The organism is Meiothermus sp. (assembly GCF_037443965.1).
Taxonomy (GTDB): domain Bacteria; phylum Deinococcota; class Deinococci; order Deinococcales; family Thermaceae; genus Meiothermus.
This window is the reverse complement of record NZ_JBBINI010000009.1, coordinates 26,728-41,604: the sequence shown is the minus strand read 5'-3', so window position 1 is coordinate 41,604 and position 14,877 is coordinate 26,728. Positions and strand designations below refer to the sequence as shown.

The window sequence follows — 14,877 nt, the reverse complement described above, 5'->3', positions numbered from 1 at the left end:
CCGGCCCCCTCGTCCGACTTGTCGCGCGAGGGGGCTCTTTTTAGATTGTAGGAATTCTTCTGACTTCACTGTAAGACCTAGCCTGACCCCGAAAAACCGGTGGGATTCTAGGGTAAAGGCAGGAGGTACATATGCAACTGCTGGGTTGGGTTACTGCCGCTGCTTTCGCGCCCCCCAAGGCCGCCCTCGAGCACGACTTGGTCTCGGGAACCTTGCAGGCCGCGCTGGCCGAGATGGCCAAGGCCCATGATCTGCCGATCCCCGATCTACCTCAGATGCCCCTGAGCGAACTTCAGGCCGTCTATACATCGCTGTTTGTTAGCAACCCTGCGGGGCTGCCCTGCCCGCCCTATGTGGGGATGGCCCTGGATGAGCGGCTGTTTGGGGAAGGTTTTGACCGGCTACTCGAGCTGTACCGGGAGGTAGGCCTCGAGACCTCCCCCGACTGGCGCGACCTGCCCGACCACCTAGCAGCCGTGGGTGAGGCCATCGCGCTCTTAGATACCAAACCGGCCCAGGCCCGCACTTTGGCCCTGGACTACTTGTACCCCTGGCTCAAACGTTATACCCCTATCCTTCGAGAAGCCGATTCCACCAGCTTCTACAGCGCCATTGCGCTCTTCCTTTCTCAAGCCCTGGAGGTGGTACAAAGTGAAACTACCGCGCCGCAACTTTCTTAAGCTCTCCGCCGCTACTGTAGGCGCGGTCAGCGTGGGTGGGGCGGTCACCCTGACCAGCCGCGCCAAGGCTGCACCCGCCTGGTACACCAAAGAGGTCAAGCAGGTGTTCCAGATCTGCGAGAACTGCTTCTGGCGCTGCGGCATCAAGGCCAGCGTGGTGGGTAACCGGGTCTACAAAGTAGACGGCTACAAAGAAAACCCCAAGAGCCGTGGCATGCTCTGCCCCAGAGGGCAAGCAGCCCCTGCCCAGACCTACGACCCCGACCGGCTCAAAAAGCCCCTGATTCGCATTGAAGGCAGCCAGCGCGGCGATGGGCGGTACCGCGAGGCCAGTTGGGAAGAAGCCCTGGACTACATCGCCAAGAAGATGCTTGGCCTCAAAGAACAGTACGGCACCGAGAGCATCGCCTTCTTTGGGCACGGCACCGGGGACGGCTGGTTCGTGGACTTCCTACCGGCGGCCTGGGGCAGCCCCAACGCCGCCAAGCCTTCGGTCTCGCTCTGCACCGCCCCCCGCGAGGTAGCTGCCCAGTACACCTTCGGGCGGGCCATCGGCGGGCACGAGCCCATAGACTGGCCCAACACCAAGTACATCGTGCTGATCGGCCACCACATCGGTGAGGACACCCACAACACCCAGTTGCAGGAGTTTAGCGAGGCCCGCAAAAACGGGGCCAGGGTCGTGGTGGTAGACCCCCGCTTCTCCACTGCTGCGGCCAAGGCCGACCGCTGGCTGCCCATCAAGCCCGGAACCGACACCGCCTTGCTGCTGGCCTGGATTCACGTACTAATTAGTGAGAACCTCTACGACCAGGCTTTCATCGAAAAGTACACCGTGGGGATGGATCAGCTGGTGGCCCATATCAAGCCCTACACCCCCGAGTGGGCCGAGCAACAGACCGAGATCCCGGCCCAGGTCATCCGCCAAGTAGCCCGCGAGATGGCCCAGCACAAGCCCAAAGCGATACTCCCCCCTACCCGACACACCGTCTGGTACGGCAACGACACCCAGCGCATGCGGGCTTCATACATCCTCAACACCTTGTTGGGCAACTACGGGCGCGAAGGGGGTTTCTACATCGCCATGGCCCCGTACCTGGAGAAATACCCCACACCCCAGCTTCCCCTCGAGCCCGCTGCGGGCGGGTGCGCAGGCCCAGCCGCTGTGGTCACGGAGCCAGAGGGCTTCAAACCCCGGGCCGACAAAGGCAAGTTCCTCGCCAACACCACTGCGATCCAGGAACTCATCGAGCCGATGGTCAGCGGCCAGCCCTACCCCATCAAGGGGCTCTTCGCCTACGGCATCAACCTCTTCCACGCCATCCCCAACGTGCCGCGCACCAAGGAGGCCCTGAGCAAGCTGGATCTGTATGTAGCGATTGATGTCCTGCCGCAAGAGCACGTGATGTGGGCCGACGTGATCCTGCCCGAGGCCACCTACTTGGAGCGCTACGACGACTTTGTCACCGTCGCCCACAAGACCCCCTTCATCCAGCTCCGCATGCCTGCCCACGAGCCGCTCTACGACTCCAAACCCGGCTGGTGGATCGCCAAAGAACTGGGCAAGCGAATCGGCCTCGAGCAGTTCTTCCCCTGGCAAAACATCGAGGAATACCTCGACACCCGCATGCAGACGGTGGGGCTCGACCTCGAGACCATGAAAAGCATGGGCACCATGGTGCAAAACGGCAAACCCTGGCTCACCGACTGGGAAAAAGAGAACAGCCTGCCCTTCAACACCCTCTCCGGCAAGATCGAGCTGTACTCCGAGGCTTTGGCCAAGGCTGGCTTCGATCCACTGCCCAAGTACGAAGCACCCCAGGCCGTACCCGAGGGCTTCTACCGCCTGCTGTACGGGCGCAGCCCGGTACACACCTTCGCCCGCACCCAGAACAACCCGGTGCTGATGGAGATGGAATCCTCCAACAGCGTCTGGCTCAATGCCGAGGAGGCTGCCCGACTGGGCTTCAAACCAGGCGACCATGCCTATCTAATCAACCAGGATGGGGTGCGGGAAGGCCCGGTACGCCTCAAGGTCACCCAGCGCATCCGCAAGGACGCGGTCTACATCACCCACGGCTTTGGTCACAAGGCCAAAGGCATGGCCCTGGCCGACGGACGTGGGGCCTCCGACAGCTACCTCCAGACCCGCTACACCCTGGATCGCATCTCGGGCGGAGCCGGGCTGCGCAACAACTTCGTCAAGCTGGAAAAAGCGCCAGCCCCCAAGCTCAAGAGCGTGACCCAGCTCATCAAGGAAAGGGGGGCCTAAATGGCACGCTTGGGAATGCTAATTGACCTTTCGGCCTGTGTGGGCTGTGCGGCTTGTGCGGTGGCCTGCAAGATGGAAAACCAGGTGCCTGCCGGAGCCTCGAGGCTCTGGATCCGTGAACGCGAGGTGGGCCGCTTCCCCAACCTGGCAGTGGAGTTCCGCCCCGAGCAGTGCAACCACTGCGAGAACCCCCCCTGCGTTCCGGTCTGCCCCACCGGGGCCAGCTACCAGACCAAGGATGGGCTGGTAGAGGTAGATGTTGCCAAGTGCATCGCCTGTGGGGCCTGTGCGGCCGCCTGTCCCTACGATGCTCGCTTCACCAACAAAAAAGGCGGCTATGCCGATAAGTGCAACTTCTGTGCCCATCGCCTCGCCAAGGACCAGCAACCTGCCTGCGTGGAAACCTGTCCAGCTTATGCCCGGGTATTTGGCGACCTCGACGACCCCAACAGCGAAATTGCCAAGGTGTTGAAAGCCGCCGAGCGCTCCGACGTGCTGCGGCCTGACCAGGGCACCCGTCCCAAGGTGATCTACCTCAACGCCCCCAGCAAAAAAGGGCTTACCCAGGAGGTGAGCGACTCATGACCGAGTTCTACGGAGTGCCCAACACTAGTGAGTTCTGGCACTGGACCAACGCACTACACTTTGTGCTGGTGGGGCTGGCGGGCGGGATGGCCCTACTGGCTGCCATTCTGACGCTACGCCAACATCCCGAACGGAACCGCTATGTATGGCTGGCAGCCGTATTGATTGTGCTCGACCTGTTTGTGCTATGGGCAGAGTCACCGGCCCGCTGGCGCTTTAGCCATATCTGGCTCTTCCTTAGCTTTCAACCTGGCGCACCCATCTGGTGGGGAGCCTGGGGGCTGGCCGCTGCGCTGGTTGCGACCGCAGCCTTGCTACTCAAGCAGTGGTTTGTCCCTCTGCGGCGCATCCCCGAAGTGGTACCAGGGCTGGTGCTGTTGCTGGGGAGCCTGGTGGCCCTGGCCTACCCTGGTTTCGCCCTTGCCGTGAACACCACCCGTCCGCTGTGGAACGAGATGATGCTCTTCATTTTCCCCATCACCGCCTTGCTGATGGTGCTGGCCATTGCCCTGCTTTTGGGCAGCACCTGGGCCAGGCGCTGGGAGGTACTGGTGGCAGCTCTCAGCCTGGCCTTGTTGGTAGCCTATCCGCTCACCCTGCAAGGGGCAGCCCGTGAACACTTCAACCAGGAAGGCTTAATTGGTTATGGGGTAGCAGGTCTGCTCATTGCCGTTGCTGCCCTGTTCTTCCGCAATCCACGCTGGGCAGCTGCGCTGGGCCTGGCGGGAGCGGTGGGGGTGCGCTGGCTGCTGGTAATGGTGGGTCAGTTTCAATCCCCTGGACTCTAAAGCCACGCTTGTTGAGGCACTCCCCGTTGTGGGAGTGTCAACCAGAGCGCACTTCTTCTAGCTTCCCATCTCTAGCCAGCCAACGGATGCCCCTATCCAGTGCATATTCACGCAAATCATGGAGGTCATGCGTCCAGGCCAGTTCTACCCGCTTGCCCTCGGTGCGCAGCCTGCGGGCCATCGCCAGGTCGAGCGCCAACACCTCGGGAGGTGCCTCGGAAAGGGGTAGGCGCAGGGCTTCCATCACCCGCTCCAAACCCAGGGCAAAACCCGCTGCGTAGGGCAGCAGGGCTCCATCGTAGCGGCCCCCGCCCAAAAGGGGCAGGCCAAAGTCGGGGGTGTAGGCCTGGAAGTTGAGGCCCGTATAGAAGGTCAGGAGCCGGGCCCGGCCCAGGTCAAGGAGTAAGGGCACTTCGGGTAGCAAGTTAAGAACGGCCTCGAGCCAGTCCAGATCGGCCTGAGCGCGGCCCGATAGGGACAGCTTGCGGGCTTCTTCCAACACCTCGCGCCCACCATAGAGGTCGGGCAGGGCCTGAATCGCCTGTTGTAAACCGGGGTGAACCTGATAATCCTTTAGCAAAAAACCCAGTTGGGGGCTGTTCTTGCGGTGAATGGCCTGGCGCAAAAACTCTTTCTGTGCGTCCGATAAGCCCGTCGAATCCAGCAGATCCCGCACCAGAGCAGGCAGCCCCACCTCAATTTTGGCTTCAGGGAAGCCAATCAACCGCAGCGCTTCCCAGGCCAGTTCCAACACTTCGGCATCGGCTTGGGGGCTCGAGACCCCGATCAGCTCGGCCCCCACCTGGCCAAACTCGCGGCTGCGCCCCAGTTCGGCATTGGCCTCGCGCAGCCAGAGGGTTCCGGCATACTGCATTCGTACCGGCTGGCCTGACGCAAGCCGACCGTTGCTACGCAAAAGGCCGGCCACTGCCGTCGTGAACTCCGAGCGTAGCACCAGCACCCCGCCGTTCTTGTCCACCAGTTTGAAGGAACGCTCTGCCAGGGTGTGCTGGGGATCGTAGACTTCCAGCGAAGGTAGCTCCACCGGCTCATACCCCCAGCCATACAGCAACCCCGCCAGCCGCTCTTGCAACTCGCGGCGCAAGCGGGCTTCAGGGGGCAGAAAATAGCGGGTGCCTTCGGGAATCATGCTAGTGCTCTGGTAACTTGATTTCTGAGATGGATTAAGCCCCTCTAATGTCCGGGAGTTGCTTTGAGCGCTTCGCTTCGGGGACTTTATGGCATATCAATCTTTAACTTACCAGACCACTAGCCAGTAGTGCATAGCCGATTGCTTAACTTCTGAGCAATTGGGCTATTTGCTCTTTGCGAAAATTCTCACCGAGATGATCTTGTCGCGCTCCCGCCGGGCGGTGGGGCCTTCAGTAGCATGGATGCTTTCCACCACATCCATACCCTGGGTTACCTGCCCAAAGATGGTGTACTGCTGGTTGAGGTTGGGGGTGGGGCCATAGGTGATGAAGAACTGCGAGCCATTGGAGTTGGGATCCATGGTACGGGCCATGCCCAGCAGGCCTTTCTTGTCGTAGTTGAGCTTAGGGGTCACTTCCAGGCCAAACTGGTAGCCGGGGCCGCCCATGCCGGTGCCGGTGGGGTCGCCGGTCTGGGCCACAAACCCCGGAATCACCCGGTGGAACACGATACCCTCGAAGTAGCGATGGAGGGCCAGAAACACGAAGGAGTTGACGGTATTGGGTGCCTCGGTTTCAAACAGGTCTATTCCGACCTTACCCTTGCTGGTCTCGAGCTCGGCGTAGTAGTCGAGCTTGGTAGCGTCAATCACCTGCTCAGCCTTGGCGAACTTGGTGGCGGGCTTGTCAGACTTGTAGGGCAGGGCTTCCATGTTTCCTCCAAAACTGCGGTTCGCCGCAATGCCGGGGATTCCCCCCCCACCTTGCAGCAAGAAAAACGCAGCGGCTGCCAGGGCTAGCAGAATGGCAACAATCAGGGCGATTCGCATCCGGGATAGTGTACCGATGTAGATGAGAAATCGCCAATAGGGACAACTGCTAGGCCATCCGGATACCCTGGGCGTTATTGTCGAGCAAGCATCTTGGCAACCAGTTCTTGGAGTCCAACGGGAACCCTAAAACCGCCAGGTTGTCAAAAATCAAGCTATCTATGTCCATCTTGCTCCCGCACGATGGATAATTATATTTTTGGCAAGGTAATGCCGCGTTGGCCCTGGTATTTGCCCTGGCGGTCACCGTAGGTCACTTCGGGGCGCTCACCCTCGAAGAACACCAGTTGTACCACGCCTTCACCGGCATACATCTTGGCTGGCAAGGGGGTGGTGTTGGAGAACTCGAGGGTGACGTGCCCCTCCCAACCTGGCTCCAGGGGCGTGATATTGGCAACAATACCAACCCGCGCATAGGTGCTTTTGCCGATGGCGATCGCCAAAACATTATCGGGCATGCGGATATACTCCATGCTGCGGGCCAGCACGAAGGAGTTGGGCGGGATAATCACCTCGTCGCCCTCGTAGTCCACAAAGCTCTTGGGGTCGAGACCCTTGGGGTCGGCAACGGTGTGAAATACATTGGCGAAGATTTTCCACTCCCGTGCTGCCCGTAAGTCGTAACCAAAGCTCGACAGCCCATAGCTAATCACCCCATCACGCACCAAGCGTTCCTCAAAAGGCTCAATCATACCTTGTTTGGCCTTTTCACGTATCCACCAGTCGGGCTTTACACTCATGACCCACACTATACAAGGGGCATTGGGGTCGGAGAACCTGCAGCCAGCAACGAGCACAACAGGCATTTACGGCAACTTTGACCTCGAGCCCTTAACCCTAAACCCCCTCGTCCATCGAAAAAAATTGCACGAAGGCACCCATAATTTACCTGTCATGATTAACATCCGGGGTATTTTCACAACGAAGGTTCATGTTGGAGCCTAAACTGATACCATGCGCAAGCTACCAGGATGGAGAATTGTATTGCCGGGTTTGCTACTCGCCTTTAGCATCCTGCTTGTATCTTGTGGTTCAGACAACCAAAACGACCAAAACCGCCAGCCCTTGCGCCTGATCCTTCGATTCGACACGGGTTATGTGGACGAACCTTACAACACCACCCTCACGGCGGACGGGGGGATTCGACCCTATAAGTTTAGCCTCGAGGGCAACCTGCCCAAAGGGCTGAGCTACAACAGCGGGCGTATCAGCGGCACCCCCCAGGAGCGCGGTACGTTCGAGCTGATCATCAGTGTGGAGGACGCCAACCTCTCCAACCGTACCCAGAAAATCACCCTAACCATCGGTGAGACCCCACCGCCCCGCCTGGATCAGGTCTTCCCGCTGGCCGAGGTCTCCGACCCCTTCCCCTATTTGTTCCGGGTACGCGACCGCGAGGCCAGGGGTTTTCAGGTTCAGATCCCGCTCAAAGACCTGAAAACCACCCTGGACAGCTTCAAGGCCGATGCCAGCGTACTCTATGTGCTTCGCTACAACGAGGAAAAGGGCCTGGTGGATATTGATGCGGCCTTCACCGGCCCGCGCAAAGACCTAGAAGCCTTCCGCTTTACCGCAACCCCTCTACCCGACAAAAAAGTACGGCCTGAGGTGAGTTTCCGCGAGACCAAGGTGGCCTTTTACGACAAAAACGGTAAGCTGGCCGGCAACGCCCAGGCCATCGAGCGGACGGCCAGCGAGGGCCGGTACAAGTTCAGCGACCTCGAGGCCATCGCCCGCAACTGGGGCCGCCGCCTAACCCCAGCAACCCCCAGCACAACCGCTCCCACTGCCCCCCAAGCCCCTGCGAACAACCCGCCCCAAGGCCAGGCTGGAGATCAGGGGAGCCCTACCGCACCCACCGAAAACCAGAAAGCGGACACAACCCAAGAAGATTCTCCCGCAGAACCACCTACACCGTCCACCGAACAAACACCTCCTAGCCCACCAGCGCAGCCCCCCCAACCTGGACAAGCACAGCCCCCCCAGCCTGGACCAGCGCAGCCCCCTCAACCTGAACCCGCACAACCCGCCGGCACCCCAGCAGCACAGCCTCCAGGCCAGCCTGCTCCAGCGCCATCCCCAGCAGCCCAAAAGCTGGAGGGTGATCTCAACGGTGATGGAGTGGTGGATCAAAAAGACCTGGATTTGCTGCGCTCCTCTTATGCCTGGGCCAGTGTAAGTACGGGACAAGCAACCCCGCCCACCAACCAGCCGCGTACCCCCCCACCGCCCGGTGGAACCCCGCCCGGAAGCAGTACGTCTGGTTCTGGCTCGAGCGATGCCAACCCCGAAGAGGAAAACCCCGATAACTCGGAAGGCAAGTAAATTCCAAAGCCACTGCTCAAGTATTTCCACACCCTCCCTAACAAGCTTTCCGTTGGGAGCGTGACGAAGGTCAGCCCTCTTCTATTTGGAATTGGGTTTCGCTGCTATCCTAAATAAACCGTGGGCAGAGCGCTGATTGTCTTGGCATTTCTGTGGGTGGTTACCCTGGCGGGCTTTTTGGTGTTGCGTCAAACCCCCAAAACCTCCCCGCTATGGGGTCTACGGGACTTTTTCTGGCTGTTGTTGCAGGCTCTTAGTGTGGTGAGTGTATTGGCCATCATCGCTTTGGTAACCGGCATCATTACCCTTCAACGTAACCCTTTCGCACCGGCCAACTAGCTATGCGCGTTGCGGTTATCTCGGATATCCACGGCAATCTTCCGGCGCTCGAGGCCGTCTTGGCCGACTTAAGGCAGGTGGGGGCCCATCTGGTCATCGTCAATGGCGACATCGTAAACCGGGGGCCTTCCAACCGCGAAGTGTTGGAGTGCCTTCTAAACCTGTCTATTTCCAAACAGGGTCATACCCTCGCCCCCCAGGGATTCTGGTTCACCCTGGGCAACCACGACGATCTAGTGGTCAAGTGGGCCCAGCACGACCCCTCGCTGGCCGAACTCTACAACGATCCTTTGTTCGAACCCACTGCCTGGTCGGTGGCCCAGCTCCCCCAGGCCCACCTGGACTGGCTCAGCAATCTACCCTTTCAGGTTGCCCTCGAGGAAACCCCCCAACGGATCTTTGGGCTGGACAAGGCTGAGGGGATGGGCGAAAGGGTTCTGGTACGGGCCACGCATGGTTCGCCCCGCCACTACCGCGAGGGTTACGACGAACACCAGACCCTGAGCACCCTGAGCGAAATCAGCGAAGACTACCCAGCGCGGCTTTTGGTGGGTTCGCATACCCATCGGCCCTTTATGTACCAACTGGGTGAAGCGTTGGTACTCAACAGCGGGGCGGTGGGCGCCCCTTTCAACGGGGACGTGCGAGCCCAATATGTGGTGGTCGAAATTGGGGAAAACCACGTTCAGGTGGATTTCCGCCAGATTTCCTACAACCTACAGGCTGCCCTGCAGGCCTATTACGATTCAGGCCTGATGGAAGAGGGGGGCCTCGGGGCCGATATTTTCTACCACGAGACCCGCACCGCCCGCTCGATGTTGATGAACTTCTGGAAATGGTCGGAGGGCCAGAACCTTCCCCGTGACTGGGAGTCCTGGCGGCTGTATCAGGCTGCCTACCCGGAACGCTTTGTCTGATACCCCGGTGGTGAAGGCTGCGATAAGCTGGTAATGTGAGCCTTTCCCCTGAACGCATCCGCGAGTTTGTGATGGCCGGGCATGGCGACCTAGCAAAAGTGCAGGCCATGCTGGGCGAAACCCCCGAGCTGCTGAACATGGCGCACGAATGGCAGCCTGGCGATACCGAGACGGCCATTCAGGCGGCGGCCCATGTGGGTAGCCGGGCCATCGTGGAATTTCTGTTATCTAGAGGCGCACCATTGGAAATTTCGACGGCGGCCATGCTGGGGCAAGTGGAAACCGTTCGGGAGATGCTACAGCGCGAGCCTGCGCTGGCCCAGCACAAAAGTGCCCACGGGATTCCGTTGCTGCCCCATGCGGCCCTCTCGGGCCGGGTGGAGATGCTGGAATTGGTGTTTGCCCGTGGCGCAGACCAGGGAAGCAGCATGGCACTGGGGCTGGCAGTGGGGCGGGGCCATGCCGATGCAGTGCGCTGGCTGCTGGAAAACGCCAACCCCGACCTGAGCTGGCAGAACTTCCAGGGCAAGACCCTCCTACAACTCGCTACCGAAGGGGGGCACACCACCCTTGCTGACCTGTTGCGTCAATATGGAGCCTAGCTATGGGAAACCTGCACGACTTTCTGGTCTCAGCCCGCACCATAGCGGTGCTGGGAGCCCACCCCAACCCCAATAAAGCCGCTTTCTATGTACCCGACTACCTAGGGCGTAAGGGCTACCGGTTGTTTCCGGTGAATCCGGTCTATGCCGGACAAGAGCTCTGGGGCCAGACCGTAGTCCGTAAACTGACCGATCTAGGGGAGCCCATAGATATTGTGGATGTGTTTCGCCGCAGCGAGGCCCTGCCCGACCATCTGGAAGAGATTCTGGCCGCCCGGCCCAAACTGGTCTGGCTGCAATCGGGCATTCTGAATGACAGCTTTGCCGAAACCCTTCGGCAGGCCGGGATTCAGGTGGTGCAGAATCGGTGCTTGATGGTGGTTCATCGGCAACTCGTAGGCTAGAGCACCCTTCATAATCATCGGACCTCTAACCCCTGGTGCTCGACTTTTTCCGCCCATGCCCAGCGATCTACACAGCACCCTGCTTACCTGGTATCAACTCCACAAGCGCAAACTGCCGTGGCGGGGGGAGCCAGACCCCTACAAGATTCTCTTGTCGGAGGTGTTGCTGCAGCAGACCCGGGTCGAGCAGGCCATTCCCTATTACCAGCGTTTTCTACAGCAATTCCCAACCCTCAAAGACCTGGCTAGGGCCGACCAGGAAGCCGTGCTCAAAGCCTGGCAGGGTTGCGGTTACTATGCCAGGGCCCGCAACCTGCACAAGCTGGCCCAAAGGGTGGTCGCTCAGAGCAAGCACCTCCCCAAATCGTCCGGTGAGTTGCGGGCCTTGCCCGGCATCGGCCCCTACACTGCTGCAGCCGTGGCTTCCATTGCTTTTGGCGAGCCCGTAGCGGCAGTGGATGGCAACGTGCGGCGGGTATTGGCGCGCTTTTATGCCTGGGAAAATCCGACCCCAAAGCAAGTGCAGGACGCTGCCGATACCCTAATGGCCGAGCTGGTGTACTGGGGCGGGGATGTGAACACACCCGATGGCTCCCTGCCCGGCGACTGGAACCAGGCCCTGATGGAGCTGGGCGCTACGATTTGCACGCCGCAAAATCCAAGCTGCGGGAGCTGTCCGGTGGCTCCATTTTGTCAGGGGAAAAGCCATCCCGAGCGCTATCCTGCCGCCAAAGTGCGCAAGCAGAAAAGCCTCGAGGTGGTAGCGCTGGTTTTGCAGGGGCCAGATGGAATCCACCTAGAACTGCGCCAGGGCCGCGTTTTGGGTGGGCTGTGGGGCCTCCCGATGGAGGAGGGCCAAGGGGCTTTGGAGCGCTTGCTGGCCCGCTTTGGGCTGGATTCTGCCGAGGCGGTGGGCACCGTACGCCACGACTTCACCCACCGCAAGCTCTACATCCGGGTCTATAAAGCCCACTGGGAGGCCAGCGAAAACCCCGAGCACCGCCCTTTATCGCGGCTGGATCGCAAAATACTCGAGCTGGTCAAGGCCCACCAGACGCCTCTTTGGTAGGGCTATGCGGTTGGCCCAAAGCTTCCGCTAGGCGCAACCCCTCCTGGGCCATCTGGGCATAGGTTCCCTGCCCCAGTACGCACAAACCCAGTCCATACAGCCCTTCCAACCGGTGTAACCGGAAAGTGGCCGAGTCCCACTCTCCATCAGCAAAAACCTTGTACTCGACACGGTAACCCGGTGTGGTGTCTTGCTCGGCCACCTCGGCCTGTTGGGAGGTGAAGGCAAAACCAAGCTGCACCAGGTGCTGGTACAGATCGGGGTAGGCCACCTCCGAGAGGCGTCCGGCTTCCTCGGTCACTTGGCCTATGGATAGCCGAGGATTCAGAAAACTCCCGACCGCCAGCACCACCTTGTGGGCGGTTTTTCGCGGCCCCTCCCAGCTCTCGATGCCCACCACGGTGGGGCCCTCGAGCATCAGGCGTGTAACCGAGAGCTGCAGAAGGTGAATCTGGGGGTGGTTTTCCAGCCCGTACTTGGCCCGGCGGTGCAGCTCCCAGCCTTTCAAACCGGCCTCACCCACCTCGGCCAGCAGCGAGCCCTGGGGAAAGGGGCTCTGGATGGGGGTAAAGGGCAGGTAGACCGAGTCCAGGCTGGTGCTGACCAGGCCCACCCGAACCCCTTTCTGGGCCAGGGCATAGGCCGCCTCGGAGCCGGCGAAGCCTGCGCCCACAATCAGTGCGTCGTAATCCACGCGCCCCATCATACGCGGCCTCCCTTGCAGGCGTAAGACAGTGGCTCGGGGGAGCTTGCTTGACATTATTGATAATACGTTATCAAATACTTAATATGCAGCGGTGGTTTGTAGTGGTTGTTTTCATCGGCCTAGCTTTGGGCCAGCCGCTTCAAGTAGCGGCAACCACCACCGTGATAGCCGACCTGGTGCGTGAGGTGGGGGGCTCGAGGGTGCGGGTGGTCACGGTGGTACCGATGGGGGCCGACCCCCACAGCTTCGAGCCGCGGCCCTCCACGGTGCAGGCCATCACTGGCTCGAGGCTGCTCTTCGCCAACGGGATGAACCTCGAGGTCTTCCTGGATCGCATCGTTGCCCAGCTTCCCCGCAACGCACAGGTGGTTCGGCTGGCGGAAGGGCTGCCCAACCCCATCTGCTACACCCAGGCCGACCGCGAGGCCCCCGGGGCCCATCTGCACGGCCCCTGCGACCCCCACCTCTGGCTTGACCCTAGCTACGGCCTGGCCTACGCCGAGCGTATTCGCGAGGCACTAGCCCGCCTCGATCCGGCAGGCCGTGGCCTGTACGAAGCCCGGCTGGCCGACTTCCGGGCTCGAGTACAGGCCGCCGATGCCAAGGTGAGGGCCTGCCTGGCTCGCACCCCACCGGCCAACCGCAAAGCGGTGGTACAGCACGACGCCTACCGCTATGCCGGGCGGCACTACGGCATCGAGTTTGTAGGCTCCATAGCCAGCTTCTCAGGCCAGCAGCAGGGCCCACGCGCCCTTGCCAACCTGGCCATCGCCATGCGCGAACGTGGGGTGCAGGTAATCTTCACCGAGCCGCAGTTTGCCCAGACCGAGACCCGGGCCCTGGCCGAGGCCACCAACGCCCGCATTTTCACGCTGTATTCCGACACACTCACCCCCCAGGTGGCCAGCTACCTAGCGCTCATTCAGCACAATGGACAGACCCTGTGTCAGGCCTTCCGCTAGGGCTGAGAGGGAACAAGCCTTACGTGGGGCCTGAATCTTGCAAAGTTTTTGATAATGATATATCAATATTATCTCGGAGGTGAATGATGAAGCGATGGGCAAACTGGATGGTAGCAGGCTTCTTGCTAGGCCTACCCGTGTGGGCGGGGCCGGATGACGCAAAGCATCCCGGGAGGCTGGTAGTGGCCGACGGCAAAGCAGGGCTGCTGCGGGTGATTGACCTCGAGACCGGCGAGCTGGTGGGTTCTTTCTCGGCCCCCGGCCCGGCCAATGTCTACGGCGCTGGCAACGGGATATACGCTTTTGCGGTACACCGCGAGCAGAACCGGGTGAGCGTGGTATACGGTGGATTGAGGCAAGAAGACCACGGTGATCACAAAGACCTGGTAGTGGAGGCTCCCTACATCCTCCAGACTTTCACCACCGGCCCCAAGCCCACCCATTTCAGCAGCCACGATGGAATAGTCACCATTTATAACGATGGCGATGGCACGGTCGCTGTACTGGACGAAAAGAGCCTGGGGCTGGGCCTGCGCATGCGCGAGGTCGCCACCGGAGCCCCTGACCACGGCGCGCCGCTGGCGATGGGGAACGTGGTGCTGGCCGGTAGCCTCAACCGGGGGGTGGTGGAGGTGTTCAGCCAGGGCGGGCAGAAGATTACTACGTTTAGCGGTTGCCCACGCCTGCACGGCGAGGCTGCGCTGGGCAACCGAATCGCCTTCGGTTGCAGCGACGGGGTCTTGCTGCTGGAGCGCCAGGGCAATGGTTTCGTTAGCCGCAAACTGCCCAACCCTGCCGGAGCCCTGCAAAATGCGCGGGTCGGCACCCTGGTTAGCCACGCCAAGTACCCCTTCTTTATCGGCAATTTTGGGCAAGGTCTGGTGCGTGTAGACAACCAGCTCAGCGTTTATCCCCTGCCCGCCAACCCAGTGCGCTTCGGCTTCGATAAGAACGGGGTGCTGGTGGTGCTCACCGCCGACGGCAGCCTGCACACCCTCGAGGCCCCCACAGGCAAGGTAACCGCGAGCCTAAAAATCTCCGCACCCATCACCGCCAGCGGCGAGGGCGCGGTGCGCCCCGGCCTGGCCCTAGGCGACGGCAAAGCCTTTGTAACCCTGCCCGACAAGGGAGAGGTGCTCGAGGTCGAGCTGGCCGAGATGGTCGTCAAGCGTCGCTTTAACGTGGGCGGGGCTCCGGGCAGCGTGGCCTGGCTATGGGTGGATGGGGTACGGCACTGAGGTCAAACG

Annotated in this window: 16 protein-coding genes; 12 read left to right on the top strand and 4 right to left on the bottom strand. The window is 60.8% G+C overall.

Going from position 1 to position 14,877, the window contains the following annotated elements:
* Nucleotides 1-131: 131 nt before the first annotated feature.
* Genes WKI89_RS06805 through WKI89_RS06790 form a run of 4 tightly spaced genes read left to right on the top strand, consistent with a single transcriptional unit; the run spans nt 132 to nt 4,325 of the window.
* A complete protein-coding gene (locus WKI89_RS06805) occupies nt 132-680 on the top strand; it encodes a molecular chaperone TorD family protein (protein ID WP_337868421.1) in 549 nt (182 codons plus the stop codon).
* Entirely contained in the window at nt 652-2,952 is a 2,301-nt protein-coding gene (locus tag WKI89_RS06800) for a molybdopterin-dependent oxidoreductase (protein WP_337868420.1), read from the top strand. The genes WKI89_RS06805 and WKI89_RS06800 overlap by 29 nt, the downstream gene beginning before the upstream one ends.
* Nucleotides 2,953-3,537, top strand: coding sequence for a 4Fe-4S dicluster domain-containing protein (locus tag WKI89_RS06795; RefSeq protein ID WP_337868419.1), 585 nt, complete (start codon nt 2,953-2,955; stop codon nt 3,535-3,537).
* Nucleotides 3,534-4,325: a hypothetical protein gene (locus tag WKI89_RS06790; protein WP_337868418.1), complete on the top strand. Its 792-nt coding sequence runs from the start codon at nt 3,534-3,536 to the stop codon at nt 4,323-4,325. Before WKI89_RS06795 ends, WKI89_RS06790 begins: the two co-directional genes overlap by 4 nt.
* 37 nt (nt 4,326-4,362) lie before the next feature.
* Here WKI89_RS06790 and WKI89_RS06785 read toward each other — a convergent pair whose 3' ends face one another.
* The 3 genes from WKI89_RS06785 to dcd form a co-directional block, all read right to left on the bottom strand.
* Entirely contained in the window at nt 4,363-5,475 is a 1,113-nt protein-coding gene (locus WKI89_RS06785; protein ID WP_337868417.1) for an ATP phosphoribosyltransferase regulatory subunit, read from the bottom strand.
* 165 nt (nt 5,476-5,640) lie between these two features.
* Nucleotides 5,641-6,189, bottom strand: a complete 549-nt coding sequence (locus WKI89_RS06780) for a peptidylprolyl isomerase (RefSeq protein ID WP_337868487.1) — start codon at nt 6,187-6,189, stop codon at nt 5,641-5,643.
* A 308-nt stretch (nt 6,190-6,497) separates the two neighbouring features.
* Nucleotides 6,498-7,046 (bottom strand): dCTP deaminase, encoded by a 549-nt coding sequence (dcd, locus tag WKI89_RS06775; RefSeq protein WP_337868416.1) that lies wholly within the window; start codon nt 7,044-7,046, stop codon nt 6,498-6,500.
* 214 nt (nt 7,047-7,260) lie between these two features.
* Between dcd and WKI89_RS06770 the strand changes: the two genes are divergently transcribed.
* The 6 genes from WKI89_RS06770 (at nt 7,261) to mutY (ending at nt 11,962) form a co-directional block, all read left to right on the top strand.
* On the top strand, nt 7,261-8,631 hold the full coding sequence (locus WKI89_RS06770; RefSeq protein WP_337868415.1) for an Ig family protein: 1,371 nt from the start codon (nt 7,261-7,263) through the stop codon (nt 8,629-8,631).
* Between the two features lie 120 nt (nt 8,632-8,751).
* Complete coding sequence (locus WKI89_RS06765) at nt 8,752-8,970, top strand: hypothetical protein (protein WP_337868414.1); 219 nt, start codon at nt 8,752-8,754, stop codon at nt 8,968-8,970.
* Nucleotides 8,971-8,972: 2 nt separating this feature from the next.
* Nucleotides 8,973-9,887 carry a metallophosphoesterase gene (locus WKI89_RS06760; protein WP_337868413.1) on the top strand — a complete coding sequence of 305 codons (915 nt, stop codon included), beginning with the start codon at nt 8,973-8,975 and terminating at the stop codon, nt 9,885-9,887.
* A 35-nt stretch (nt 9,888-9,922) separates the two neighbouring features.
* Complete coding sequence (locus WKI89_RS06755) at nt 9,923-10,489, top strand: ankyrin repeat domain-containing protein (RefSeq protein ID WP_337868412.1); 567 nt, start codon at nt 9,923-9,925, stop codon at nt 10,487-10,489.
* Between the two features lie 2 nt (nt 10,490-10,491).
* Nucleotides 10,492-10,893, top strand: a complete 402-nt coding sequence (locus tag WKI89_RS06750; RefSeq protein ID WP_337868411.1) for a CoA-binding protein — start codon at nt 10,492-10,494, stop codon at nt 10,891-10,893.
* A gap of 55 nt (nt 10,894-10,948) precedes the next feature.
* On the top strand, nt 10,949-11,962 hold the full coding sequence (gene mutY, locus WKI89_RS06745) for an A/G-specific adenine glycosylase (RefSeq protein ID WP_337868410.1): 1,014 nt from the start codon (nt 10,949-10,951) through the stop codon (nt 11,960-11,962).
* Here mutY and WKI89_RS06740 read toward each other — a convergent pair.
* Nucleotides 11,934-12,668 carry an FAD-dependent oxidoreductase gene (locus WKI89_RS06740; RefSeq protein ID WP_337868409.1) on the bottom strand — a complete coding sequence of 245 codons (735 nt, stop codon included), beginning with the start codon at nt 12,666-12,668 and terminating at the stop codon, nt 11,934-11,936. The two genes, mutY and WKI89_RS06740, sit on opposite strands and share 29 nt — an antisense overlap.
* Before the next feature lie 83 nt (nt 12,669-12,751).
* Here WKI89_RS06740 and WKI89_RS06735 point away from each other — a divergent pair, with 83 nt between their 5' ends.
* Together WKI89_RS06735 and WKI89_RS06730 are read left to right on the top strand one after the other, a co-directional pair.
* Complete coding sequence (locus WKI89_RS06735) at nt 12,752-13,630, top strand: metal ABC transporter substrate-binding protein (protein ID WP_337868408.1); 879 nt, start codon at nt 12,752-12,754, stop codon at nt 13,628-13,630.
* 86 nt (nt 13,631-13,716) lie between these two features.
* The gene (locus tag WKI89_RS06730; protein WP_337868407.1) at nt 13,717-14,868 is read left to right on the top strand and encodes a hypothetical protein; all 1,152 of its coding nucleotides are present in this window, start codon (nt 13,717-13,719) and stop codon (nt 14,866-14,868) included.
* Nucleotides 14,869-14,877: the final 9 nt, after the last annotated feature.

Excerpts from the sequence above, each read along its gene's own strand:
- WKI89_RS06805 (WP_337868421.1), top strand. The coding sequence starts at position 132 with ATGCAACTGCTGGGTTGGGTTACTGCCGCTGCTTTCGCGCCCCCCAAG.
- WKI89_RS06795 (WP_337868419.1), top strand. The coding sequence starts at position 2,953 with ATGGCACGCTTGGGAATGCTAATTGACCTTTCGGCCTGTGTGGGCTGT.
- WKI89_RS06790 (WP_337868418.1), top strand. The coding sequence starts at position 3,534 with ATGACCGAGTTCTACGGAGTGCCCAACACTAGTGAGTTCTGGCACTGG.
- WKI89_RS06785 (WP_337868417.1), bottom strand. The coding sequence starts at position 5,475 with ATGATTCCCGAAGGCACCCGCTATTTTCTGCCCCCTGAAGCCCGCTTG.
- WKI89_RS06780 (WP_337868487.1), bottom strand. The coding sequence starts at position 6,189 with ATGGAAGCCCTGCCCTACAAGTCTGACAAGCCCGCCACCAAGTTCGCC.
- dcd (WP_337868416.1), bottom strand. The coding sequence starts at position 7,046 with ATGAGTGTAAAGCCCGACTGGTGGATACGTGAAAAGGCCAAACAAGGT.
- WKI89_RS06770 (WP_337868415.1), top strand. The coding sequence starts at position 7,261 with ATGCGCAAGCTACCAGGATGGAGAATTGTATTGCCGGGTTTGCTACTC.
- WKI89_RS06760 (WP_337868413.1), top strand. The coding sequence starts at position 8,973 with ATGCGCGTTGCGGTTATCTCGGATATCCACGGCAATCTTCCGGCGCTC.
- WKI89_RS06750 (WP_337868411.1), top strand. The coding sequence starts at position 10,492 with ATGGGAAACCTGCACGACTTTCTGGTCTCAGCCCGCACCATAGCGGTG.
- mutY (WP_337868410.1), top strand. The coding sequence starts at position 10,949 with ATGCCCAGCGATCTACACAGCACCCTGCTTACCTGGTATCAACTCCAC.
- WKI89_RS06740 (WP_337868409.1), bottom strand. The coding sequence starts at position 12,668 with ATGATGGGGCGCGTGGATTACGACGCACTGATTGTGGGCGCAGGCTTC.
- WKI89_RS06735 (WP_337868408.1), top strand. The coding sequence starts at position 12,752 with ATGCAGCGGTGGTTTGTAGTGGTTGTTTTCATCGGCCTAGCTTTGGGC.
- WKI89_RS06730 (WP_337868407.1), top strand. The coding sequence starts at position 13,717 with ATGAAGCGATGGGCAAACTGGATGGTAGCAGGCTTCTTGCTAGGCCTA.